A 22,470-nucleotide genomic window follows, 5' to 3' on the forward strand; every position below is an offset into this window, starting at 1 on the left:
GCCGCATCACTGCGGAGTGGGCCATGGCAGGTCGATGGCCTGCATCGGCTGGTCCGTGGCGCTTCCGGCGGGTGGAATCACCATGACCCCGTGTGCCAGAGCCAGTCCGCGGAGCATCCCGGAGCGCTGGTGGGTGCTCGGCTGGGCCCGCCCGTCCTCATTGCGGTACGGCACCAGCCTGCTCCTGCCGGGCAGGGGCTCGAAGTCGGCTCCACTGAGCACCTGGCGCAGCGGCGGCAGCGGCGCCCCGCGCAGCCCGGCGATCAGCGGCCCGGCAACGGTGAGCATCGCCATCATCGCCGCGAGCGGGTTGCCCGGCAGTCCCACCAGGAACCTCCCGTCGGGCAGCCGCGCCAGCAGGGTTGGATGACCCGGCCGCATGGCGATTCCGTCGATGATCAGTTCTGCCTCGAGCGCCGCGAGGGCACGGCGGATGTGGTCTGCGGATGACCCTCCCGTGCCGCCGGTGGTGATCAGGACGTCGCCCGAGGCCCGGGCGAGCGAGGCGGCGTCGGTGGCCTCGGAGCTGATGGCGTGCACGACGTCGTCGAAGTCGTCGCGGGCCCGCCCCGCAACATCGACGTGGCCGCCGAGCATCGCCACGAACGCCGGCAACTGCGGCCCGAAGGTGTCGCGCACCTGTCCGGGCTGCGGCAGCCCGGCGTCGATCACCTCGTCCCCGGTCATCAGCAGCGACACCCGAGGGGCCCTTAGGACCGCCAGGGTATCGTGGCCGCACACCGCCGCGAGGGCGATCTGCGCCGGGTTCAGGACAACGCCGGCGGGAATGGCGGTCGAGCCACTGGCCGCCTCCTCGCCCGCGGGGCGGATGTGCTCCCCCGGGGTCGGTTCGTCAGCGCGGGCAAGGGAGTTGCGGTTCAGGGTGTCACCGCGCACCAGCCCGTGCTCGGTCCTCAGGATCCCCGTGGTGTTCGCGGGCACGGTGCCGCCGGTGAGGATGAAGGTGGCCTGGCCCGGATCAAGGGTGATGGTGCCCGAGTCACTGTGCGGGGCGTTCAGCCTGCGCGGGTCCTCAACCGGCGGGTGGACGAAGGTCCACGGCGGTGGGCCGCTGACGGCCCACCCGTCCATCGCCGATGAGGCGTAGTGCGGAATTTCCTGGAGCGCGGTGACCGGCTCGGCGAGCGTCTGCCCGAGGGCATCGGCCAGCGGCACCATCTGGTACGGCATGGCCTTGCCCGCGGCGTGCGCCACCTGGCGGGCCTCTTCCCAGCCGAGGTTGCGCCCCGCCTCAGCGCTCAAGAGCCCGCCCCTGCAGCGTCGCACTGCCGGGTGGCGAGGGCGAGGGCGGAGCGCATGGCGACCTCTTCCGAGGCCTGGCCACTGGCCGCCGCGAGCCCGGCTGCGTAGCCGGCGACGAAGGTCGTCAGCGGTGCCGCCGGCCGGACGACGGCGTGGGCGGCCTTTCCGGCGAGTGCCAGCACCGCGTTGATATCCACGCGGGACTCCTCGAGCTCAAAGGCGGCCAGCAGGTTCTCACACCACTGAGAAAGTAATTGATCGCGCTCGTCCATGAGGGCCCTCCCGGGGTTGGTTAGCCGTCGTCGACCCCGAGGGCCCGTGCATCGGCCCACGTGTCGACGTCGAGTGTCGTGCCCGGTGGAACCGGGACCGGTCGAACACTCACCCTAGCAAGGAGGGCTTTCATCGAAAGATTTTCCACACCGCCGGCCTGCACCGCCACCGCCACCGCACCCTCGAGGTCGCTGCGCCGGTACAGCGCGGCCAGCGGCTGGTCCCGCCCCGCGTCGGAGGCCATCACCGAGGTGCCGGCCTCGGCGGCCGCAGCCAGCAGGGCGGGGACCAGCTGCCCGGACCGGGGCATGTCGCAGGCGAGCACCATCAGCCAGGGGGCCGTAAAGCCTCCGGGCTCCGGCTGTGCCAGAGCGGCGGCCAGGGCCGCGGCGGGCCCGCCGAACGGCGGGGCCTCGCGCACGAACCGCAGGGGCGGGGCACCCGGCGCCGGGTGCACGCCGGCGGCCGGCCCGACGACGGTGACGCGGCCCGCGCCGGCGACCGCCCGCACGGTGATCTCGAGCAGGGTCGCCCCGGCGATGTGCAGTGAGGCCTTCGGCATTCCGCCCAGCCGGGTCGACCTGCCGCCGGCCAGGATGACGGCGTCGAACGCCGGCGGGACGGTTCCGCTCACGCGGCCCATTCGGAGAGGTACTCGCTCCAGGAGGGCGCCGGCCTCTCCAGTTCCTTGAGCTGCCACAGCGGCCCGCGGGGAGGCTTGGGGACAAACCGGAGGCGCCAGCCGAGACTGGCCAGGGTCTTGTCCCCCTTTGTGTTGTTGCAGCGCAGGCAGCAGGCCACCATGTTCTCCCAGGTGTCCCCGCCGCCCCGCGAGCGGGGCACCACGTGGTCGATGGTCGTCGCCGTCTTCCCGCAGTAGGCGCACAGGTGGTTGTCGCGCCGCAGGACGCCGCGCCGGGTCACGGCCAGGTCGTGGCGGTACGGGATCTTCACGTACCGGTTCAGCAGGATCACCGACGGCCGCCCGAGGATCTCCGTCGGCCCGACGACCGGCTCATCGTCCTCCGCAATGACGCTCGCCTTCCCCGTCAGCACCAGCACCAGGGCGCGGCGGAATGTCACAACCGCCAATGGCTCGAATCCTGCGTTCAAAACGAGAGTGCGCATGCGCATGCCTCTTTGCGGACTATGTCCCGCCGCCGGCTGCCACCCCGGATGCTCGGGATAAGTTCTACGGATTAACAATGCCTAGGGTAGCCGCCCGGCGCCCGGGCGGGAACACATCGCTGTCTTCGCCCGGATCGCAGGGTGCACCCCACTCCCGCCGCCGCATCGCGGGACGGACACTGTTAACGAACGACGGGCCGGCAGGTTTCCCTGCCGGCCCGTCATGTTGAACGGGGAGATCAGCCGCCGACGCGGATGAACACGGGGCCCGAGCCGAGCTGGGCCGGTGCGATGACCGTGGTGTTGCCGTTGAAGCCACCGTGGACGGCCTGGCCGCCACCGATGTAGACGGCGATGTGGGCCATGCCCATGCCGCCGTCGGCGTAGTAGATCAGGTCGCCGGGCACGGCTTCGGCGGCGCTGACGGTGCGGCCCAGGGAAAGGTACCCGGCCGGCCAGCCGTGGAAGTTGATGCCCGCTGCGGCGAGGGCGTTGCTGGCGAGGCGGGTGCAGTCCTGCATGACACCGAGCTGGGCCTTCGCGGCGGCGGCGATGGTCGCTGCCTTGCCGGAGGGAGCTGCCGGTGCGACGGGCTTCGCGGGAGCAGGAGCCGGGGAGGGTGCAACTGCCGCGGTGACGACCTTGGCGGCGGGCGCCGGCACCTGGACGGCGGCGGCAGGAGCCGCGGCCGGGGCGGCCACGGGAGCCGGTGCCGCCACCGGGGCGGGGGCGGGGGCTTCGATGACGACCGGCTTAGCGACGGCCTTCACCGGGGTGCGGTTGAACGCAACCTTTGCGTTGACGTCGGCGACGACGGCGGCCGGTGCCGCGGTCACCTCGAGCGTCGAGGTAAAGGACTCACGCTCGGGCTGCAGGTCGGCGGCGTTCGCTGCCACACCGGAGGTGAGGACCAGGCCTGACGCCGCTGCAACGACAGCGGCCTGACGGCCCATTCCGCCGGCGTTGTCGCTGACTGCCTTGGCGAGGGTGGTGAGGGTAGCCGTACGCTGCGCTTCGCCGCGGTGGCGGGCAATGGAGGCGCTTTTAGACATGGGAGATCTCCAGAAGGTGGTGAGAGAGGGTTCTAGCGAACGCGGACGAAGCTTGCGCCAGGCAGATCTGACAGGGAGTGAAGGCCGGTGTTCATGCCGTTGAGGCCACCGCTGATGACCTGGCCGTTTCCGACATAGATGGCGACGTGGCCGCCAGTGATGACAAGGTCGCCGGCCGCGGGGGTTCCGACGACGTCGCCGTACTGAAAGAACTGGCCGGGGGCGAGGTCACCCACCGACTTTCCAACCGAGCGGAGGGCCTTTTCGACCATCGCGGTGCAGTCCTGTGCGACACCGATCTGGGAGTAGGCGGATCCGACGAGTGCGGCGCCGATGCCGGAGGAGGGAACCTCGGGCTTCGGTGCGGGCGCGGGGGCCGGAGCCGGGGCGGCGACGGCGGCAAGCTGCACAGGGGCGGGTGCCGGAGCGGCGGGGGCCACGGCTGCGGGCCGGACGACGGGGGCCGGGATTGCGGCGGGGGCTTCTGCGACCGGCGCCTCGACGACCGGCGCTTCGACGACGGGCGCGGGGGCCACGGTAACGGCTTCACGCTCGAACGAGACGGCGGCGGTGGCAGCGGCGCTGACGGCCGCGGTTTCCGGAGCGGTGACGCTCAGCGAGGAGGAGGACTGTACTTCGCGCTCGGCGGTGGAGGAGCCGTGGGCCGGGAGGCCGGCGGCGAGCACGAGGCCCGAGGCGGCGACGACGGCGGCGGCCTGGCGCCCGACCGAGCCGGCATTGGAGGTGACGGCCTTTGAGAGAGCCGTTAGCGGATTCACAGGAGCCTGGGCGGCGCGGTGGCGACCCAGAGAAGAGCTATTGGACACGTTTGATTGCCTCTCCCAATGCCTGCGAGGTGAGCTGTCGGATTCGGATGGGAGTCACCCGGCCGCTGAAATCAGCGACTTAACCCCAAGGATTTCTAAACGAAACCCAAAAATTGGTTCCCCCGCCTCTGCCATGCGAATTGTGCGGACGGACCTCAGGCAATGGCAGAGCTAGGCGATTTGCTTGAGGGCGCCGAATCTATAACGATTTGGCACGAGTAGTACCGTACCTCACATCTGACCCAATTGTCACATTCAGATCACGACACGTGTGTCGCCCCCTAAAGCCAGCCCATCGGGTCGACCGGACGCCCGCTGATTAGGACCTCAAAATGGAGGTGGCATCCGGTGGAGGAGCCGGTGCTGCCACTGGTTCCGACCGCGGCTCCCCGCCGGAGGACATCACCCTTAGCGACCTCCATCGAGGCGAGGTGGTTGTACGTCGTCTCGAGGCCGTTGCCGTGGTCGAGGACCACCCGGTTGCCGCCGCCGTAGGGGTGCCACCCGGCGGACACCACGGTCCCGTCGGCGGCGGCCCGAACCTCGGTGCCGCATGCGGCGCTGAAGTCCTGCCCCGAGTGAATTTCCCCGGCAAGGCCCGTCATTGGGCTGACGCGGGGGCCGAACCCGGAGGTGCCCTTCAGAGTCTCGAGCGGCCCGCTCAGGGAGCCCTTCACGCCCAGCGGCACTCCCGGCCGGTCCGAGGCTGCAACGATGGCCCTCAGCTGGGTGTCGAAGTCCTGGGAACCTCGAAGGGGAACGGGGGTGAAGCTGATGCTTGCCGATTCCGGGGCACGGACCTCCTGCCGGGCCGGCACGGTCCCGGCGGCCGAGGCCGAGGTGCCTGCGGCCGTGGTCGGCAGGGCCGCCATCAGGACCAGCCCTGAGACGGCCGCGGCCATCGCCAGCTTCTGTCCGACCCGGTCGGGCGAGCCGCCGGTCCACCGGCCGTTGCGGCGCCGGTTGGTCCGGTGCGCGTCCCGCGGCCGCGGCGCGGCCTGGGCGGGTTCCGCGCGGCGGCGGCCCGACACCCGGTGTTTCGGCATGCTGTCCCCTTTCACTGCCGATGCCCGCCCGGCATTGGGCAGGCCGCACCGGGGGCGCCGCGGCGGCGGACGCGTCCCGGGAGCGGAAATGCTTTGCGCTCCTGCGGGCCGGCGCCGAAGACGGGCTTGTCCCCGCGGGTGCGCGGGGATCAGGAGACGATCGGGAACAGTCTCACAGCATCATGCCCCGGCGGCAAAACGGGTCAGTAAACCGGGTCGGCGAACCGGGGCGGCACCAAGGGGTGCACACGGCGCGGCAAACAGGCGGCACGTCGGGTCGGCGGAACGTCTCGGGCCTGCCAAGCTGAGCGGGCGGCGGGAGGCCTGTTTGCGCTAGGCGACAGCGACGAACACGTGCGCTGCGACCTCCGGCGGCAGCTCAAGGGCGCCCTCGACGCCGGGAACCCGGACCGAGACGTACCCACCCACCGACTCGAGGTTGAGGGAAGCCCCGGGGCGCAGGCCGCCCTCGGCCAGTTGCGAGAGGAGTTCCGGGTCTACCTGGATCGGCTCGGCGAGGCGCAGCAGAGTGACCGAGGAGCCCGGCCGGTAATCGTTCATTGCCGCCAGCAGCGTCGTCATGCCGTCGGTCGTGGACTCGGAGGCCACCCCTCCGATGGCTTCAAGGCCGGGGATCGGGTTGCCGTAGGGAGACTGGGAGGGCTGGCCCAGCAGTTCGTAGAGCCGCCGTTCAACCCGCTCGCTCATCACGTGTTCCCACCGGCAGGCCTCTTCGTGCACGTACGCCCAGTCGAGGCCGATGACGTCGCTCAGCAGCCGTTCGGCCAGGCGGTGCTTGCGCATCACCCCGGTGGCGCGTCGCCGGCCGAGTTCGGTCAGTTCGAGGTGGCGGTCGCCCGAGACGACGACGAGCCCATCGCGTTCCATCCGCCCGATCGTCTGGGACACCGTCGGACCTGAATGGCGCAGCCGTTCGGCGATGCGGGCCCGAAGGGCAACGATGTTCTCTTCCTCGAGCTCAAGGATGGTCCGCAGGTACATCTCGGTGGTATCGATGAGATCCGTCATAACCGTTCGGCTCCTAGGTACGGCACAATGCGGGGCAGGTAAGGAAAACGCGTGCTGCAGCACGTCCGGGTGGGGCCGACCGCGTCCCTACGCCCCCTCAGGTTAACCCATGCGCCATGCGCCCCGAGAATTCAGTGAGCCCCCGCACCCGGGCGGGGCCGGGCTTCACAAATAACCCGGCGCACCGGTCCTAGGGCAGAATGAGGCCGTTGCCCCAGAACCCACGATCCGCACGGAGGACCAGTGAGCGAGCCTACGGACCTGTCGATTCCCACCGATCTGCTGCCCCGGGACGGCCGGTTTGGTGCGGGCCCATCGAAGGTCCGCGCGGAGCAGCTCCGGGCCCTCACCGAAGCCAACCCGTCGATCCTTGGCACCTCCCACCGGCAGAAGCCGGTGAAGAATCTCGTCGGTGCCGTCCGAGAAGGCCTCTCCACCTTCTTCGGGGCGCCGGACGGCTACGAGGTGGTGCTTGGGGTGGGCGGGTCGACCGCGTTCTGGGACGCCGCGGCCTTTGGGCTGGTGGAGTCGAAGGCTCAGCACCTCTCCTTCGGGGAGTTCGGCTCGAAGTTCGCCGCCGCCACCGACAAGGCACCCTTCCTCGAGCGTTCCTCGATCCGTTCCTCCGAGCCCGGGACCCGGCCGCGCCCTGCCGCGGAGGCCGGAGTCGACGCCTATGCCTGGCCGCAGAACGAGACCTCGACAGGGGTCGCGGCGCCCGTCGAGCGCGTCGCAGGTGCGGACGACGGGGCCCTGGTGCTCATCGACGCCACCTCGGCCGCCGGCGGACTGGCGGTCGACGTCTCCCAGTCCGATGTCTACTACTTCGCCCCGCAGAAGAACTTCGCCTCCGACGGGGGGCTGTGGCTGGGCCTGTTCTCCCCCGCCGCGCTGGAGCGGGCGGCGCGCATCGACGCCTCCGACCGGTGGATTCCCGACTTCCTGAACCTGCAGACGGCGATCGGGAACTCGCAGCTGAACCAGACCTACAACACACCGTCACTAGCGACCCTGGTGATGCTCAACGCGCAGGTCGAATGGCTCCTCGGCAATGGCGGCATGGAGTTCGCGGCGGCCCGCACCGCCGATTCGGCCGGGCGGGTCTACGCGTGGGCCGAGGCTTCCCCCCTCGCCACCCCCTACGTCCAGCGCCCGGAGGACCGCTCGAACGTCATCGCCACCATTGACCTCGCTTCGCCGATCCGCGCCGCACGGGTCGCTTCCGTGCTGCGTGCCAACGGCATTGTCGACGTCGAGCCCTACCGGAAGCTCGGCAGGAACCAGCTGCGGATCGCCACCTTCGTCTCGATCGATCCGGACGATGTCTCGGCGCTGCTGGCCTGCATCGACTACGTCATCGAAAGGCTTCCGGCAGACGGTCCGGCGGAATGAGGCCCGCGCGGGCGTGCCGCAGGTCAGTCTCCGGGGGCCTGCGGCGCCTCGTGCGTGATCCGCAGCCGCCGGGGCGCGGAACGGTCGTACCGGATCCGGACCTCGTGGTACCGCCAGGCCCAGAACAGCCCGGCGGCCGCCGCCACCAGCCCTGAGGCTGCGGCGACGCCCAGGCTCCAGCGGGGCCCGAAGGCATCCGAGACCCACCCGACGACGGGCGCCCCGAGCGGCGTCCCGCCCAGGAAGATCGCCAGGTACAGCGCCATCACCCGCCCGCGCATCACCTGCTCCGTAGTGGTCTGCACGTAGGCGTTGGCACTGGTGAGAAGGGTGAGGGCGAACAGGCCAACGGGGACCAGGGCGAGGCCGAACAGGATCAGGTTCGGTGCGAGCGCCGCCAGGACGCATGCCGCGCCGAAGGCTCCGGCGGCACCGAAGACGAACCGCAGCCGGGGCTGCTCCCGCCGGGCCGACAGCAGCGCCCCGACGACCGACCCGATCGCCATGACCGAGGACAACACCCCGAACACCCCGGCTCCCTGCCCGAACTCGGTGCGGGCCATGGCTGCGATGAACACCGCAAAATTCAGGCCGAAGGTCCCGACAAGGAAGATCGTGAGCAGCACCATCATCAGGTCGGGCCGGCCCCGCACATACCGGAAGCCCTCCCGGATGCGCCCCTTGCCCGGTGGCGATTTTGGCTGGACCTGCAGGTCGGGGGTGCGGAGCACCAGCAGGGTGTACACCATGGCGCCGAAGGTGAGCGCGTTGATCAGGAACACCCACCCGGGCCCGACGGCGGCGGTCAGCAGTCCCGCGACGGCGGGACCGACGAGGCGGGCGGCATTGAAGGAGGCGCTGTTGAGGGCCACGGCATTGGGCAGGTACTCATCACGCACCAGCTCCGAGGTGAAGCTCTGCCGCGCCGGCGCGTCGAAGGCGGACACGACGCCGAGGGCGAGGGCGAAGGCATAGACGTGCCAGAGTTCGGCCATGCCGAGCACCACCAGCAGGCCGAGCCCGACGGCGAGCACCGCCATGAGGACCTGCGTCGCCTGCAGCAGCTTCCGGCGGTCAACCGTGTCGGCGACCAGCCCGGCCAGGGGCGAGATCAGCAGCTGCGGGCCGAGCTGGAGGGCCAGGACGATGCCGAGGGCGGAGGCGTTCTGGTCGGTCAGGATGTCGTAGACGAGCCAGTCCTGGGCCGTGCGCTGCATCCAGGTGCCGATATTGGAGATCGAGGCGCCGATGAACCACCGGCGGTAGTTCGGGATGCGCAGCGAACGGAACGTGCTCATCAGCGCACTCCCGGACCGTCCAGACCCCTCGGAGGCAAGGCGCTAGTCGTCCCGGCCCGGGGTGAGAGGCTCCGCGAAGGCCGGCCAGGCGGCCTCGGACGGCCCCGCGCCGCCCGGTTCTGAACCGCCGTCATCGGTGGCGTTGTTTAGCTCCGGCTCGTCGGCCGCAGGCTCGTCGGCGGCGCTGTTAAGCTCCGGCTCGCCGGTGGGGTCCTCGGCCGCAGGCTCGTCGCTGGCAGGCTCGGCGGCGGCATCGTCGGCCGCAGGCTCGGCGGCGGCGCGGTCAGTGCCCGGCTCGCTACCACCGTCGGTGTCTTGAGCCGGCTGCGCGGAGGCTGAATCTTGGGCGTCAGGTGCGGCGGCCGGCTCGCTGGGAGCCGCCGAGTCGGCGGCGTCCTGATGGTCCTCGGGGCGCACCCGTTCGGACCAGGGCAGCCACTGGGGTGCCAGCAGTGCCGTCTCCGAGGGCAGGAGGCCAACCTCGCAGATCGTCGGCTCCTTGCTGCGCGCCACGCGGGCCAGGGTGATGAACCAGTGCCAGTTCCCGTAGCCGGGGACGAAGGCCTCGAAACGGTGGGTCGTGAGGCGCTCACCCTCGGGGTAGGAGGTGACGTGCCCGCCGACCTGCTCGGCCGGGGCCACCTCGAGGATGCCCTCACGCGCGAAATCGACGGCGGCCGCGAGCACGGCGTCGGGCTTGGCCTGCCGACGGACGGGCCGGCGTTTCACGGGAGCACCGGCGTCGACCGCGTCCGTGGCGGGGGCGGTGGCAGGATCGGTCTCCGGGGCGTCGGTGCGGGCGGGGATCACGGCGGCCTACGCGTCCAGGTCGTCGGCGACTGCGCGCAGCACGGCAGCGACCTTCGACGCGTGGGACTTCTCGGGGTAGCGGCCCTTGCGCAGCCCGTTGGACACACCGTCGAGCAGTTTGATGAGGTCCTCGGTGATGACCGCCATGTCGTCGGCCTTCTTGCGGGTGCCCTTGACCACCGAAGGCGCCGCCTCAAGGATCCTGGCCGAGAGGGCCTGAAGACCCCGCCGGCCATCGGCGACTCCGAATTCCAGTTTCGTGCCGACCTTGACCTCGGTCACGCCGGCAGGCAGGGCGGAAGCGTGGAGGAAGACCTCCTTGCCGTCGTCGGTGGCGACGAAGCCGAAGCCCTTCTCAGCGTCGAACCATTTCACTTTGCCGATGGGCACGTAGTTACCTCTTCTTGGTCTGCTGGGGCGGTGTCCGCCTGCTGTCTGGGGAGCCCGGCGCTGCGGCAGGATACTGCCCTGGCGGCCACTGCCGGGGAGGTCTTTAAGATAAAAGAATATCCCCTCGGCGCTTACTCGTGTGCGCGGGCGTTCTTGTACGCTGTAAGCGTTATGGAAGCCTCCAAGATCCCGGGCCCGTCGGCCGCCGCACCGCAGCGCGGGCGCTCCGCCCTGATGCTCGCCGCCGTCAGCTGCACAGCGCTGGGCCTGGCCTCACTGATTGCGGTCCTGGTGGGAGCCTGGCTGCAGGGATCCGCCTGGCCGGGCTTCGTCTACGCGGCCTTCCTCCTGCTGCCGCTGGCTTTCCTGTTGATGGTCGCCCTGGTCATCGGCGCGGTCATCACGCGCCGCAGGAGCTGAGGCGGAGAACCCCTGCCGCGCCAGCGTCTCCCGTCCGCCGGGTAATCTGTAGGTAATGTCCGCAATCCGCGCCCTGGCCGACGAGTTGGCCGCCCGCAGCGACTCCGATCTGCGCAGCCTCCTTTCGGCACGCCCCGATCTGTCCCTGCCGCCCGTCCCGGACTTCGCCGCCCTGGCCGCCCGGGCCTCGACGCGCGCCAGCCTCCAACGGGCACTCGAGAACCTCACCGAACCGCAGCTCCAGGTCCTCGAGGCGGTGCTCATCGCCGCCGAGGACGCCGGCGGAACCGGCGTGGACGCCGCCACGTTGGGCGCCCTCCTCGGCGGCGAGGAACCCCCGGCGCTCGAGCCGGTCCTGGCTCAGCTCACCGCTCGGGCCCTGCTGCAGGCTCCCCCGGTGTTGCAGGCCGGAGAGCCGCAGGACGGAGCGTTCGACGGCTCGACGCCGGCCGGTAACTGCTACGTTCCCGTCGGCGCACTGGCCGAGGCGCTCGGACCCTACCCTGCCGGCCTGGGCCGCCCCCTCGAGACCCTCGTCCGCGTCCTGCCGGGCTTTGGCGGGCAGCTCGTGGAGGCCGCCGGGTGGGTCCGATCGCTTGGCATCGCCCTGGGTCCGACCCCGGATCCTGAGGCCGCCGCACGTGAGCTGTCCGGCGCCGTTGGACGTCCGGCGGACTGGAAAATCCTGCTGGCCGCGGCCCCGACGGGCACTAAGGAGCTGCTGGAGCGGCTCGCCGGAGCGCCCGTGGGCGTCGTTCCCGCCGCCGCCCGCGCCGGGTACCGGGCCGGGCATGCCGCGGCTCCGGTGGACTGGCTGCTCGGGCACGGGCTGCTTGCCCCGCTCGACGTCGCCCATGTCGAGCTGCCCCGCAGCGTCGGCCGGGCGGTGCGCGGGCACCGGGTCGCCGCATCGCTGCAGGCCGCGCCACCGGATCCCGGGCTCCGCCCGGTGCGCCCTGCGGTCCGCGACAACGCCGCCCACAGCGCGGTCGCCGAGACCCTGCGCCTCGTGGATGCCCTGCTGGCACCGGGCGGGCCCACCCCGGTGGCCACCCTGCGCTCGGGCGGGGTCGGCGTGCGCGAGGTGAAGCGGCTGACCGAGGCGCTGCAGGTCGAGCCGGCCGCCACGCCGTGGCTCCTTGAACTCGCCGCCGGGGCGGGCCTGATCGGGCTCGACGTCGACGACTCACGATGGAAGCCCACCGGAGCGGCCGCAGCCGCCGCCGGCGACCGTGAGGCGCTGTGGCTGGCCCTGGCCGGCGGATGGCTCGACCTCGAGCGCGCCCCCGCGATGGTGGGGACCAAGTCCCCCGACGGGGCCACCATCAACGCACTGGCCGCCGAGGCCTCCCGCCCGGACGCACCCCGCGTGCGCCGGCGGGTGCTCGACGCCGCCGTCGAACTGACCGCTGAGCACGACGGCGCGACAGTGGCGGGCGTCGATGCCCCGTCCCTGACCGCGCGGCTCGCCTGGCACCAGCCGCGGCTTCGACGGCGGTTTGAACGCCTCGTCCCCGGAATCCTGGCCGAAGCGGAGGCGCTGGGTCTCTTCGGCGGCGGTGCCCTGACTCCGATCGGGGAGCTCGTGCAGCAGGACCGGCGGCCGGAGGCCGCCGCCGCGGTCCGGGAAGCCCTCCCGGCGCCCGTGAGCCATTTCGTGGTCCAGGCGGACCTCACCGCCGTCGCCCCGGGGTACCTCGACCCGGTGGTGGCGCGGGAGCTGCTGCTGCTGGCGGAGCCCGAGGGCCGGGGGCCTGCCACGACCTACCGGTTCTCCCCGGCCTCACTCCGCCCGGCTCTTGACGCCGGGCAGGACGCAGCGTCGATCCTCGCCTTCTTGACCCGCCATTCGGCAACCGGGCTGCCCCAGGCCCTCACTTACCTCGTCGAAGACACCGCCGCCCGGTACGGCTCCCTTCGGGTGGGGAGCGCGGGCAGCTACCTGCGCACCGAGGACGACGCCGCCGTCGAGGCCCTGCTTGCCGACCCGCGGGCCGCAGCGCTGGGATTGGTGAAGCTGGCTCCGACAGTCGTGGTGGCCCGAGCCGGCGCCGACGAGCTCACGGCGCTGCTGCGGGACCTCGGCTACACACCCGCTCCCGAGCACCCGACCGCACCCGGCGGCGCCCCTCCTCCAGCCCCCGCCCCACCGTCGACCCCATCGCTGGCCCTGCCTACAGGGCCAACGCGCACCCGGCCCGGCCCCTGGTCCATCACCGAGGAGGAGATCGCCGCCCAGGTGGATTCCCTCAGGGCCGGCGCCCGGCAGGCACCCGACCGGACGGCGGGCCCCGAAGGGGAAACCCTGCTCGGACTCGAGACGCTGCGCGCCGCCATCCGGCTGCGCTCCCCGGTCCGCCTCGGAACCGCCGACAGCCAGGGCAACGCCGTCCGGGAGGTCCTCGTACCTCTCTCGGTCTCCGGCGGCAGGGTGCGGGTTTTCGATCCGGTGCGGCAGGTTGAGAAGGTTGTCTCGGTGCACCGGGTGATGGACGTTGAAATTATCGAAGGGACCTCCGATGGCTGATGGACCGCTGATCGTCCAAAGCGACAAGACCCTCCTGCTGGAGGTCGACCACCCGCAGGCCGACGAGGCGCGCCACGCCATTGCGCCCTTCGCCGAGCTGGAGCGCGCCCCCGAGCACGTCCACAGCTACCGCCTGACCCCGCTGGGGCTGTGGAACGCACGCGCCGCGGGCCTTGACGCCGAGCAGGTCCTCGACACCCTGCTGACGTACTCCCGCTTCCCCGTCCCCCACTCCCTGCTGATCGACATTGAGGACACGATGTCCCGCTACGGTCGGCTTCGGCTGGAGAAGGACCCCCAGCACGGGCTGGTCCTGCGCACCACGGACTATCCGGTGCTTGAGGAGGTCCTGCACGCGAGGAAGATCGCACCCCTGCTTGGTCCGCGCATCGACGGCGAAACCGTCGTCGTTCACTCCTCGCAGCGCGGCCAGCTCAAGCAGCTGCTGCTCAAGCTGGGCTGGCCGGCCGAAGACCTCGCCGGCTACGTCGACGGCACCCCCCACCCCATCGCCCTGACCGAGGACGGCTGGTCGCTGCGTCCCTACCAAAAGCTTGCGGCCGACAGTTTCTTCTCCGGCGGGTCCGGGGTGGTCGTGCTGCCCTGCGGCGCCGGCAAGACCATCGTCGGAGCGGCGGCCATGGCCACCAGCCAGACCACTACCCTGATCCTCGTCACGAACACCGTTTCCGCCCGCCAGTGGAAGGACGAACTCCTCAAGCGCACCTCGCTGACCGAGTCGGACATCGGTGAATACTCGGGCGCCCTCAAGGAGGTCCGGCCGGTGACCATCGCCACCTACCAGGTCCTCACCACCCGGCGCGGCGGACTGTACCCGCACCTCGAGCTGCTCGATAAGAACGACTGGGGGCTGATTGTCTATGACGAGGTCCACCTGCTCCCGGCGCCCATCTTCAAGATGACGGCCGATCTTCAGGCGCGGCGCCGCCTCGGCCTCACTGCCACCCTCGTGCGTGAAGACGGCCGGGAGGGCGAGGTCTTTTCGCTGATCGGGCCCAAGCGCTACGACGCCCCCTGGAAGGACATCGAGGCCCAGGGGTACATCGCCCCGGCCGACTGCGTCGAGGTCCGCGTCGACCTGCCCCGGGACGAACGCGTCGCCTATGCCATGGCCGAGGACGGCGACAAGTACCGGCTGTGCGCGACGTCGGATACCAAGTCCGGCGTCGTCGAGAAGCTCGCCGCCGCTCACAAGGGCGAACAGCTGCTGGTCATCGGGCAGTACCTCGACCAGCTCGATGACCTCGGCGAACGGCTGGACGCGCCGGTGATCAAGGGCGACACCTCCGTAAAGGAGCGCCAGCGGCTCTTCGCCGCCTTCCGCAGCGGGGAAATTTCGACCCTTGTGGTGTCGAAGGTGGCCAACTTCTCGATCGACCTGCCCGAGGCCTCGGTCGCCATCCAGGTCTCGGGTTCCTTCGGCTCGCGCCAGGAGGAGGCCCAGCGCCTGGGCCGGCTGCTGCGGCCCAAGGCCGACGGACGCGCCGCCCGCTTCTACACTGTCGTCGCCCGCGACACCCTCGACCAGGACTTCGCCGCCAAGCGGCAGCGCTTCCTGGCGGAGCAGGGCTACGCCTACCGGATCCTCGACGCGGCCGGACTCGCCGGGTGATGCCGTGGGATGCGTCCTCTCTCGTCGGGCCGGCATCCAGTGGACGTCCAGCCAATTTCCAGAAAACGAGCGGATAATGGCGAAGGTGAAGAAACCGACCCCTGAAGCGAAGCTCCTCGTCGTCGACGATGAACCGAACATCCGCGAACTGCTGTCCACCTCCCTGCGGTTCGCCGGTTTCGAGGTCGTCGCCGCCGGCAACGGACGGGAGGCCCTGGCCGCGGCCGAGGCCCACAACCCCGACCTCGCCGTCCTCGATGTCATGCTTCCCGACATGGACGGCTTCACCGTAACCCGGCGCCTGCGGGCGGCGGGCCGTCATTTCCCGGTGGTCTTCCTCACCGCGCGCGACGACACCGAGGACAAGGTCACCGGCCTCACCGTCGGCGGTGACGACTATGTCACCAAGCCCTTCAGCCTCGATGAGGTGGTCGCCCGGATCCGGGCCGTGCTGCGCCGGACCCAGCCCCTGTCCGATGACGACGCCGTCATCCGGGTTGACGACCTTGAACTTGACGACGACGCGCACGAGGTCCGCCGGGCCGGGGAGATCATCGAGCTGTCCCCCACCGAGTTCAAGCTGCTGCGCTATTTGATGATGAACCCGAACCGGGTGCTTTCCAAGGCGCAGATCCTCGACCACGTGTGGGAGTACGACTTCAACGGGGATGCCTCGATCGTCGAGTCGTACATCTCCTACCTCCGCCGGAAGATCGACAAGAATGCCGACGCGGCGGCACTCATCCAGACAAAGCGGGGCGTCGGTTACCTCCTGCGCTCCACGGACCGACGGTAGGTAGCAGGGCCCTTGATTCGACGGTGGAATTCGGCTTCGCTGCGCTCGCAGCTGGTGGCCATCATGACCCTGCTCATGGTGGTGACCGTGGGCATTACCGGGATCGTGACGGTTTCGCTGCTTCGCAACGGGCTGATCGAACGCATGGACGGGGACCTGACCGCCAACGCCCAGAACGTCTCCAACGCCTTCTTCCACGACCGCAGCGCGAGCGACCGCCCGCTCCTGCGCTTCTACGGGGCGCTCCTCGGCCCCGACGGCACCATCCTCGAGACCTCCCACTCCGCCGCGGAGTCCGACGTTCCCCGGCTTCCGCACCTCACCTCCAAGCAGGTGAACAAGCTCAAGGGTGAGGCGTTCGAGGTGCGCGGCACCGCCCCGGAAAGCCCGGGCTGGCGGGTGAAGGTCCTCGAGTACGAGGACGGGCCGCAGACCCTGGCGATCGCCTCCCCCATGACCACCGTGGACGACTCCGTCCAGGAGGCCTCCGAGATCATCTTCACGGTGGGCCTGGTGGCGACGATGATCGCCTCGGCCATCGCCTTCGTCGCCGTGACCCGCCAGTTCCGCCCCCTGGCCCGGGTGGAGCGCACCGCCGCCGCCATCGCCGCCGGGGATCTCTCGCGCCGCGTCGAAGTCGAGCGGCCCGCCACGGAGGTGGGGCGCCTCTCCCGCTCCCTGAACGCCATGCTTGCCCACATCGAGCGGGCCTTCGCCGCGCGCACCGAATCCGAACGGAAGATGCGCCGGTTCGTCGCCGACGCCTCCCACGAGCTGCGCACACCCCTGGTGACCATCCGCGGCTTCTCGGAGCTGTACCGGCACGGCGCGCTGCAGAAGGAGGAGGACGTCGCGGCGGCCATGGGCCGGATCGAAAGCGAAGCCATCCGGATGGGCCATCTGGTGGAGGACCTGCTGACCCTCGCCCGGATCGACGAGCAGCGGCCACTCGAGGCGAAGCCCATCGACCTGATGGTCCTCGGCAACGACGCGGCCCTCGACGCCCGGGCCATCGCGCCTGACCGCACCATCACCGTCACCGGGCTCGACGGCGGTGCACCGCGTCCCGCGCCCACCGTCGGCGATGAGGCTCGGCTGCGGCAGGTGGTGGGAAACCTCATGACCAACGCACTGCGCTACACCCCCGAGGGGACGCCGATCGAGGTTGCTGTCGGGGTGGCCCCCGTCATCCACGGACGGAGCGACTCGGTGATCGAGGTCCGTGACCACGGTCCCGGAATTTCCGAGGAGGACGCCGCGCGGGTCTTCGAACGCTTCTACCGAGCCGACTCCTCCCGGCACCGGGAAACCGGAGGTACCGGGCTGGGGCTCGCCATCGTCGCCGCGCTCGTCGCCCAGCACGACGGCACGGTGAGGCTCGAGGACACCCCGGGCGGCGGGGCCACCCTGTCGATCCGTCTGCCCCACGCGGTGGACGAGCACCCCCTTGAGTTCTCCTCCACAGACCCCGCCTGAGGCCCGGTTGTCCCCAGCCGGACAGGGAGGAGCCTCCCCCGGTCCGCGGTGACCTACCGTTTCCAAACCGGCACCCGCCGGGAGGGAACCGGCCAGGGAGGACTTCATGGCACATTTCAACGTCGACACCGACAGTCTTGCCGCTCGCAGCGCGCAGGTGCAGGGAACCATCGGCAGGCTGCAGTCCGAGGTCGACTCAATGCAGGCCGGGCTGAGGGAGCTCGAGGCGTTGTGGACCGGCCAGGCCGCCTCCAACTTCCAGGCTCTCGTCGCCCAGTGGCGGGGAACGCAGGCGAGGGTCGAGGAATCCCTGGCCGCCATCAACGAGGCGCTCGCCGCCGCGGGCCGCCACTACGCCGAGGCGGAGTTGAACAACGCCAGGATGTTCCTGCCCTGACCACCCGGTCACGGCAGGACCTGCTGTCCCTTCGCCGTAGCCACCACCCTGGCGCAGCCGTTCGTCGTTAACGCGAAGGAGCGGCACCCCCTCGAAAGGGGATGCCGCTCCTGGTCGGCTGGAGAGCCGGGGGGTTTGGGGACTAGAAGCCGCCCATTCCGCCCATCTCGTCGGCACCGGGGCCTGCGGGGGCAGCCTTCTCAGGCTTGTCCGCGACAACGGCCTCAGTGGTCAGGAACAGCCCGGCGATCGACGCTGCGTTCTGCAGGGCCGAGCGGGTGACCTTCACAGGGTCGTTGACGCCTGCCGCGAGCAGGTCCTCGTAGACACCGGTTGCGGCGTTGAGGCCGTGGCCGGCGGGCAGGCCGCGGACCTTGTCGGCGACAACACCGGGCTCGAGGCCGGCGTTGAAGGCGATCTGCTTCAGCGGAGCATCGATGGCAACGCGGACGATGTTCGCACCGGTTGCCTCGTCGCCGGAGAGCTCGAGGCTTGCGAACGCCTTGGCGCCGGCCTGGATCAGGGCAACGCCGCCACCGGCGACGATTCCCTCTTCAACGGCAGCCTTCGCGTTGCGGACGGCGTCCTCGATGCGGTGCTTGCGCTCCTTGAGCTCGACCTCCGTGGCTGCACCGGCCTTGATGACTGCAACGCCGCCGGCCAGCTTGGCCAGGCGTTCCTGCAGCTTCTCGCGGTCGTAGTCCGAGTCCGAGTTGTCGATCTCGGCGCGGATCTGGGCAACGCGGCCGGCGATCGCGTCGGCGTCGCCTGCACCCTCGACGATGGTGGTCTCGTCCTTGGTGACGACGACCTTGCGGGCCTGGCCCAGCAGGTCGAGCGTGGCGTTTTCGAGCTTGAGGCCAACCTCTTCGGCGATGACCTGGCCACCGGTGAGGATGGCGATGTCGGCCAGCTGTGCCTTGCGGCGGTCGCCGAAGCCCGGAGCCTTGACGGCGACGGACTTGAAGGTGCCACGGATCTTGTTCACCACGAGGGTGGCGAGTGCTTCGCCTTCAACGTCTTCGGCGATGATCAGCAGGGGCTTGCCCGACTGCATGACCTTCTCGAGGACGGCGACGAGATCCTTGACGTTGGAGATCTTCGAGTTGACGATCAGGATGTACGGGTCTTCGAGGACCGTCTCCTGGCGCTCGGCGTCGGTCACGAAGTAACCGGAGATGTAGCCCTTGTCGAAGCGCATGCCTTCGGTGAGCTCGAGTTCGAGCCCGAAGGTGTTCGACTCCTCAACGGTGATGACACCTTCCTTGCCGACCTTGTCGAGCGCCTCGGCGATCAGGTCGCCGATCTGGGTGTCCCCGGCGGAGATCGAAGCCGTGGCGGCGATCTCTTCCTTCGTCTCGATCTCCTTGGCGGAGGCAAGCAGTTCCTCGGTGACAGCCGCGACGGCCTTCTCGATGCCGCGCTTGAGGCTCAGCGGGTCGGCGCCGGCGGCCACGTTGCGGAGGCCTTCCTTGACCAGGGCCTGGGCGAGGACGGTCGCCGTGGTGGTGCCGTCGCCTGCGACGTCGTCGGTCTTCTTGGCGACTTCCTTGACCAGCTCGGCGCCGATCTTCTCGAACGGGTCGTCCAGTTCGATTTCCTTGGCGATGGAGACACCATCGTTGGTGATCGTGGGGGCGCCCCACTTCTTCTCGAGGACGACGTTGCGGCCACGCGGGCCCAGCGTCACCTTGACGGCGTCAGCGAGGATGTTCAACCCACGCTCGAGGCCGCGGCGGGCCTCTTCATCAAAAGAAATGATCTTGGCCATAACGGCTTAGGTCCTTTCGGGGACAGTTATGCATTTCAGCAAACGAGTGGTCACCAGCCTGCGGTGCCCGCGACGGACGGGCTTTCCCGGAAACGATCTCTTTACGCTCCGGGTGCACCCTCACCACAGTGGTATGCCTGCTTTGCTCGATGCCCATGACTTAGCAGTCAGCGGGTTCGAGTGCTAAGTCAATAATTAGCACTCCCACCGCACGAGTGCAAGCCGCCGGAACCCGAACGGCCGGGGATGACCCTGAAAGGCGGAGGCCGGATCCGGGGTTCTACCTGATGCGCAGCCTTTCGCCCGGGCATAGCGTAGAAGCAGCACCAACAACCAAGGAGAAATGTGTCAACGACCCCAGACCAGCCCCGCTCCGACTCGGACCCTGCGCCGGACGCAGCGGCCCCGCAGCCAGACGGGTACCCCCTGCCGGGCGGAGCGCGGGAGCACGACGATACCGCCGTGGACCCGCAGGCTCAGCTGTTCGAGCGGAAGGACAACCTGCCGGACGACGGCGACGCCTACCGCCAGCCCGCAGCGCCCTCGGGTCCCCGCCAGGACCTGTATTCCCAGGATCCCTACGCCGAGGACTCTTCCCGGCCGGCCCCGTCCGGTGAGTACCAGCCGAACCCCTACGAGCAGAACTCGTATCAGGGGAACCAGTACCCGCAGGGACAGTTCCAGCAGGGCCCGCCCCCGGGCGGGCAGTATCCCTCGGGCCAGTTCCAGGGCCAGTTCCCCCAAGGCCAGTACCCGCAGGGCCAGCCCTACGGCGTCCCCGGCTACCCGTATGGCTCGGGCTATCCCGAGCAGAAGTCGCGGCTTGTGGCCGGACTTCTCGGGATCCTGCTCGGTTCCCTGGGCATCCACAGGTTCTACCTCGGATATGTGGGCATCGGCATCGCCCAGATCGCCGTCACCATCGTGACCTTCGGGTTGGGGGCCGTCTGGGGCTTCATCGAGGGCATCATGATCCTCGTGGGCGCCGAGTCCTTCCGGCGGGATGCCAAGGGCGTGCCCCTCAAGGAGTAAGGCAGCAGGCCGGCCGGCGAATCACCGGCCGGCCGGCCGTCGCCGGACTACTGGAGTTCGGGGCCGATGACCACCGTGAGGTCCGGCGACACGCCCGCCCCGTCCTGGACCGCGGCGATCCCCAGTGCGGAGGCCACGGCTTCGGCACCGGCCCGCTGCTCCGCCCCGTTATAGAAGACGACCGACCCCTCAAGCGGGGCGCCGGCCCAGTTTCCGGGCGAAGCACCGGTCCAGCCGTCGGCGGTCAGGCGCCCGGCCACCGTTCCGGCGAGCCCGGGGACGCCGGTGCTGTTGAGCACGTTGACCTTCTGCGCCTTATCGACGGTCGGCTTCGGGTCCTGCGGAGGTGCCGACGTCGCCGGCGTGGACGGGCCCGCCGTGCCGGTGGCCTCCGGGGATCCCGGTTCCGGCGGGCGCAGCCTGTCCGTCGACGATGCGGTGGGCTCAGGGCTGCTGTCCGCGGCCGCGCCGGCATTGGCCGCGGAGGCGGACCCTGCCCCGCCCATCTCGAGCCGCGGGAGCAGGAAGTAGGCGGCAACGCCTACCAGCAAAGCAAGGACTCCCACGGCAATCTTCAACCCGAGGCCGCTTCCCCGGACGGCGACGAGCCTCTCCCGGTGCACCCCCTGGCGCGACGCCGTCTCGGGGATGCGGTCAAACTCGTCCTGGGGGTACTTGCTCATGCGGTGAAGGGATCCTTGCGTTGGTCAGATGTCGGCGCCGAGGCGGCGGGCGGAGCGTGCACGCTGGCGCGATGTCCGCAGCCTGCGCAGCCTCTTCACGAGCATCGGGTCGTGGGCGAGGGCCGCCTCCGAATCGATCAGCGCATTGAGAACCTGGTAGTAGTGGGTGGCGGACATGTTGAAGAGGTCCCGGATGGCCTGTTCCTTGGCTCCGGAGTACTTCCACCACTCACGCTCGAGCGCCAGCATCTGCTGTTCCCGCTCGCTGAGGACGCCCCGGCTGCCGGGGGCCGGGGCAGGTGCCCCCGCTGGCTCGCTCACGCGCCGCTCCTCGTTCTAGGTAATGCTTCCGCACCCATGGTAGTTGCGAATGACATACCTGTCATTCGCCGCACCGCCCGCCCGCACGTTCCCGGAGCCCCGCGCCGATCGGCCAGAATGAGGGAATGCGCTACGAGGATGTCCCCCTGTTCCCCTTCCCCCCGGCGCCGGAGGCCCCCGCGACAGGTGGAGCCGGTGGAGCCGCAGGCACGCCCGCTTTCCCATTCGCCGCCCCTGCCCCCGTCGGAGCGGTCGTCGCCGCTGACTGGGCGCCCGCCCTGGCGCCCCACGAACCGACACTCCACCGCCTGGCCGCGCGGCTCGAGGAGGACCGCCGCGCCGGCCACAGGATCCTTCCGCAGCCCGGCAACATCCTCCGGGCCTTCAGCGGCCCCCTGGGCGGGGTGAAGGTCGTCATTGTCGGCCAGGATCCCTACCCGACGCCCGGGCACTCGGTCGGGTTGGCGTTTTCGGTCGATCCGGCAACCCGGCCGCTGCCCCGGAGCCTCGTCAACATCTACAAGGAACTCTCGGAGGACCTCGGCGTCACCGCCCCCGCCATAGGGGACCTCTCGGGGTGGACCCGGCAGGGCGTCCTGCTGATGAACCGGGTACTGACGGTGCGGGCGGGCGAACCCGCGTCACACCGTGGCTGGGGCTGGGAGGACGTCACCGACGCGGCGCTGCGCGCGCTCGTGGCACGGGGAGGACCGCTGGTCGCCGTCCTGTGGGGCCGGGACGCCCTGAAGCTCAAGCCCCTGTTCGCCGGTATCCCCACCGTGGAGTCAGCGCACCCCAGCCCGCTCTCCGCCTCCCGCGGCTTCTTCGGGTCACGGCCCTTCAGCCGGGTCAACGCCCTCCTGCAGCAGCAGGGCGCGGACCCGGTGGACTGGCTCGCAGGCTGAG

The 22,470-nt window shown here is 70.2% G+C and carries 23 protein-coding genes and 1 riboswitch; of the genes, 9 read left to right on the top strand and 14 right to left on the bottom strand.

Annotated elements, in window-relative coordinates; genetic code table 11:
* Positions 1-6 precede the first annotated feature (6 nt).
* From I6N91_RS14790 to I6N91_RS14820, 8 genes are all read right to left on the bottom strand, one after another.
* Positions 7-1,263, bottom strand: coding sequence for a molybdopterin molybdotransferase MoeA (locus I6N91_RS14790; protein WP_198813833.1), 1,257 nt, complete (start codon positions 1,261-1,263; stop codon positions 7-9).
* Entirely contained in the window at positions 1,260-1,535 is a 276-nt protein-coding gene (locus I6N91_RS17235; RefSeq protein WP_233091900.1) for a DUF6457 domain-containing protein, read from the bottom strand. The genes I6N91_RS14790 and I6N91_RS17235 overlap by 4 nt, the downstream gene beginning before the upstream one ends.
* Before the next feature lie 20 nt (positions 1,536-1,555).
* Complete coding sequence (locus I6N91_RS17240; protein ID WP_307843374.1) at positions 1,556-2,170, bottom strand: NTP transferase domain-containing protein; 615 nt, start codon at positions 2,168-2,170, stop codon at positions 1,556-1,558.
* The gene (locus tag I6N91_RS14800) at positions 2,167-2,664 is read right to left on the bottom strand and encodes an HNH endonuclease (RefSeq protein WP_198813835.1); all 498 of its coding nucleotides are present in this window, start codon (positions 2,662-2,664) and stop codon (positions 2,167-2,169) included. Before I6N91_RS14800 ends, I6N91_RS17240 begins: the two co-directional genes overlap by 4 nt.
* Before the next feature lie 239 nt (positions 2,665-2,903).
* The gene (locus I6N91_RS14805; RefSeq protein WP_198813837.1) at positions 2,904-3,716 is read right to left on the bottom strand and encodes an NlpC/P60 family protein; all 813 of its coding nucleotides are present in this window, start codon (positions 3,714-3,716) and stop codon (positions 2,904-2,906) included.
* A 32-nt stretch (positions 3,717-3,748) separates the two neighbouring features.
* A complete protein-coding gene (locus tag I6N91_RS14810; protein WP_307843375.1) occupies positions 3,749-4,495 on the bottom strand; it encodes an NlpC/P60 family protein in 747 nt (248 codons plus the stop codon).
* Between the two features lie 53 nt (positions 4,496-4,548).
* Positions 4,549-4,731: riboswitch (cyclic di-AMP (ydaO/yuaA leader) on the bottom strand.
* A gap of 93 nt (positions 4,732-4,824) precedes the next feature.
* Positions 4,825-5,589 (bottom strand): M23 family metallopeptidase, encoded by a 765-nt coding sequence (locus I6N91_RS14815; RefSeq protein ID WP_233091901.1) that lies wholly within the window; start codon positions 5,587-5,589, stop codon positions 4,825-4,827.
* A gap of 333 nt (positions 5,590-5,922) precedes the next feature.
* Positions 5,923-6,618 carry a metal-dependent transcriptional regulator gene (locus I6N91_RS14820; RefSeq protein ID WP_198813841.1) on the bottom strand — a complete coding sequence of 232 codons (696 nt, stop codon included), beginning with the start codon at positions 6,616-6,618 and terminating at the stop codon, positions 5,923-5,925.
* A 243-nt stretch (positions 6,619-6,861) separates the two neighbouring features.
* Here I6N91_RS14820 and serC point away from each other — a divergent pair, with 243 nt between their 5' ends.
* The gene (gene serC, locus I6N91_RS14825) at positions 6,862-8,010 is read left to right on the top strand and encodes a phosphoserine transaminase (protein WP_198813843.1); all 1,149 of its coding nucleotides are present in this window, start codon (positions 6,862-6,864) and stop codon (positions 8,008-8,010) included.
* Between the two features lie 23 nt (positions 8,011-8,033).
* On the opposite strand, the gene I6N91_RS14830 is transcribed toward serC, so the two are convergent.
* From I6N91_RS14830 to I6N91_RS14840, 3 genes are read right to left on the bottom strand one after another with little or no spacing between them, the layout of a single operon-like run.
* Positions 8,034-9,308, bottom strand: coding sequence for an MFS transporter (locus I6N91_RS14830; RefSeq protein ID WP_198813845.1), 1,275 nt, complete (start codon positions 9,306-9,308; stop codon positions 8,034-8,036).
* A gap of 42 nt (positions 9,309-9,350) precedes the next feature.
* Entirely contained in the window at positions 9,351-10,118 is a 768-nt protein-coding gene (locus tag I6N91_RS14835; RefSeq protein WP_307843376.1) for a DUF3027 domain-containing protein, read from the bottom strand.
* A 6-nt stretch (positions 10,119-10,124) separates the two neighbouring features.
* A complete protein-coding gene (locus I6N91_RS14840) occupies positions 10,125-10,508 on the bottom strand; it encodes a cold-shock protein (protein WP_120169921.1) in 384 nt (127 codons plus the stop codon).
* A gap of 171 nt (positions 10,509-10,679) precedes the next feature.
* On the opposite strand from I6N91_RS14840, the gene I6N91_RS14845 reads away from it, so the two are divergent.
* The 6 genes from I6N91_RS14845 (at position 10,680) to I6N91_RS14870 (ending at position 17,757) form a co-directional block, all read left to right on the top strand.
* Complete coding sequence (locus tag I6N91_RS14845) at positions 10,680-10,928, top strand: hypothetical protein (RefSeq protein ID WP_198813847.1); 249 nt, start codon at positions 10,680-10,682, stop codon at positions 10,926-10,928.
* A 55-nt stretch (positions 10,929-10,983) separates the two neighbouring features.
* Positions 10,984-13,455, top strand: coding sequence for a helicase-associated domain-containing protein (locus tag I6N91_RS14850; RefSeq protein WP_198813849.1), 2,472 nt, complete (start codon positions 10,984-10,986; stop codon positions 13,453-13,455).
* Positions 13,448-15,088: a DNA repair helicase XPB gene (locus tag I6N91_RS14855; protein WP_198813851.1), complete on the top strand. Its 1,641-nt coding sequence runs from the start codon at positions 13,448-13,450 to the stop codon at positions 15,086-15,088. The genes I6N91_RS14850 and I6N91_RS14855 overlap by 8 nt, the downstream gene beginning before the upstream one ends.
* A gap of 76 nt (positions 15,089-15,164) precedes the next feature.
* The gene (locus tag I6N91_RS14860) at positions 15,165-15,884 is read left to right on the top strand and encodes a response regulator transcription factor (protein ID WP_198813853.1); all 720 of its coding nucleotides are present in this window, start codon (positions 15,165-15,167) and stop codon (positions 15,882-15,884) included.
* Positions 15,885-15,947: 63 nt separating this feature from the next.
* Positions 15,948-17,360 (top strand): cell wall metabolism sensor histidine kinase WalK, encoded by a 1,413-nt coding sequence (locus tag I6N91_RS14865; protein ID WP_198813855.1) that lies wholly within the window; start codon positions 15,948-15,950, stop codon positions 17,358-17,360.
* 106 nt (positions 17,361-17,466) lie between these two features.
* Positions 17,467-17,757 (top strand): WXG100 family type VII secretion target, encoded by a 291-nt coding sequence (locus tag I6N91_RS14870; RefSeq protein WP_198813857.1) that lies wholly within the window; start codon positions 17,467-17,469, stop codon positions 17,755-17,757.
* Between the two features lie 142 nt (positions 17,758-17,899).
* On the opposite strand, the gene groL is transcribed toward I6N91_RS14870, so the two are convergent.
* Positions 17,900-19,528 carry a chaperonin GroEL gene (gene groL / locus I6N91_RS14875; RefSeq protein WP_120169909.1) on the bottom strand — a complete coding sequence of 543 codons (1,629 nt, stop codon included), beginning with the start codon at positions 19,526-19,528 and terminating at the stop codon, positions 17,900-17,902.
* Between the two features lie 345 nt (positions 19,529-19,873).
* On the opposite strand from groL, the gene I6N91_RS17395 reads away from it, so the two are divergent.
* Positions 19,874-20,560 (top strand): TM2 domain-containing protein, encoded by a 687-nt coding sequence (locus tag I6N91_RS17395; RefSeq protein ID WP_307843377.1) that lies wholly within the window; start codon positions 19,874-19,876, stop codon positions 20,558-20,560.
* A gap of 47 nt (positions 20,561-20,607) precedes the next feature.
* Here the strand turns inward: I6N91_RS17395 and I6N91_RS14885 are convergent, their stop codons facing one another.
* Positions 20,608-21,243, bottom strand: a complete 636-nt coding sequence (locus I6N91_RS14885) for a LytR C-terminal domain-containing protein (protein ID WP_198813859.1) — start codon at positions 21,241-21,243, stop codon at positions 20,608-20,610.
* 24 nt (positions 21,244-21,267) lie between these two features.
* Positions 21,268-21,564, bottom strand: a complete 297-nt coding sequence (locus tag I6N91_RS14890) for a DUF3263 domain-containing protein (RefSeq protein WP_120169905.1) — start codon at positions 21,562-21,564, stop codon at positions 21,268-21,270.
* 125 nt (positions 21,565-21,689) lie between these two features.
* On the opposite strand from I6N91_RS14890, the gene I6N91_RS14895 reads away from it, so the two are divergent.
* A complete protein-coding gene (locus tag I6N91_RS14895) occupies positions 21,690-22,469 on the top strand; it encodes a uracil-DNA glycosylase (RefSeq protein ID WP_198813861.1) in 780 nt (259 codons plus the stop codon).
* Position 22,470 lies beyond the last annotated feature (1 nt).

The organism is Arthrobacter sp. MSA 4-2 (genome assembly GCF_016405885.1).
GTDB lineage: Bacteria > Actinomycetota > Actinomycetes > Actinomycetales > Micrococcaceae > Arthrobacter_D.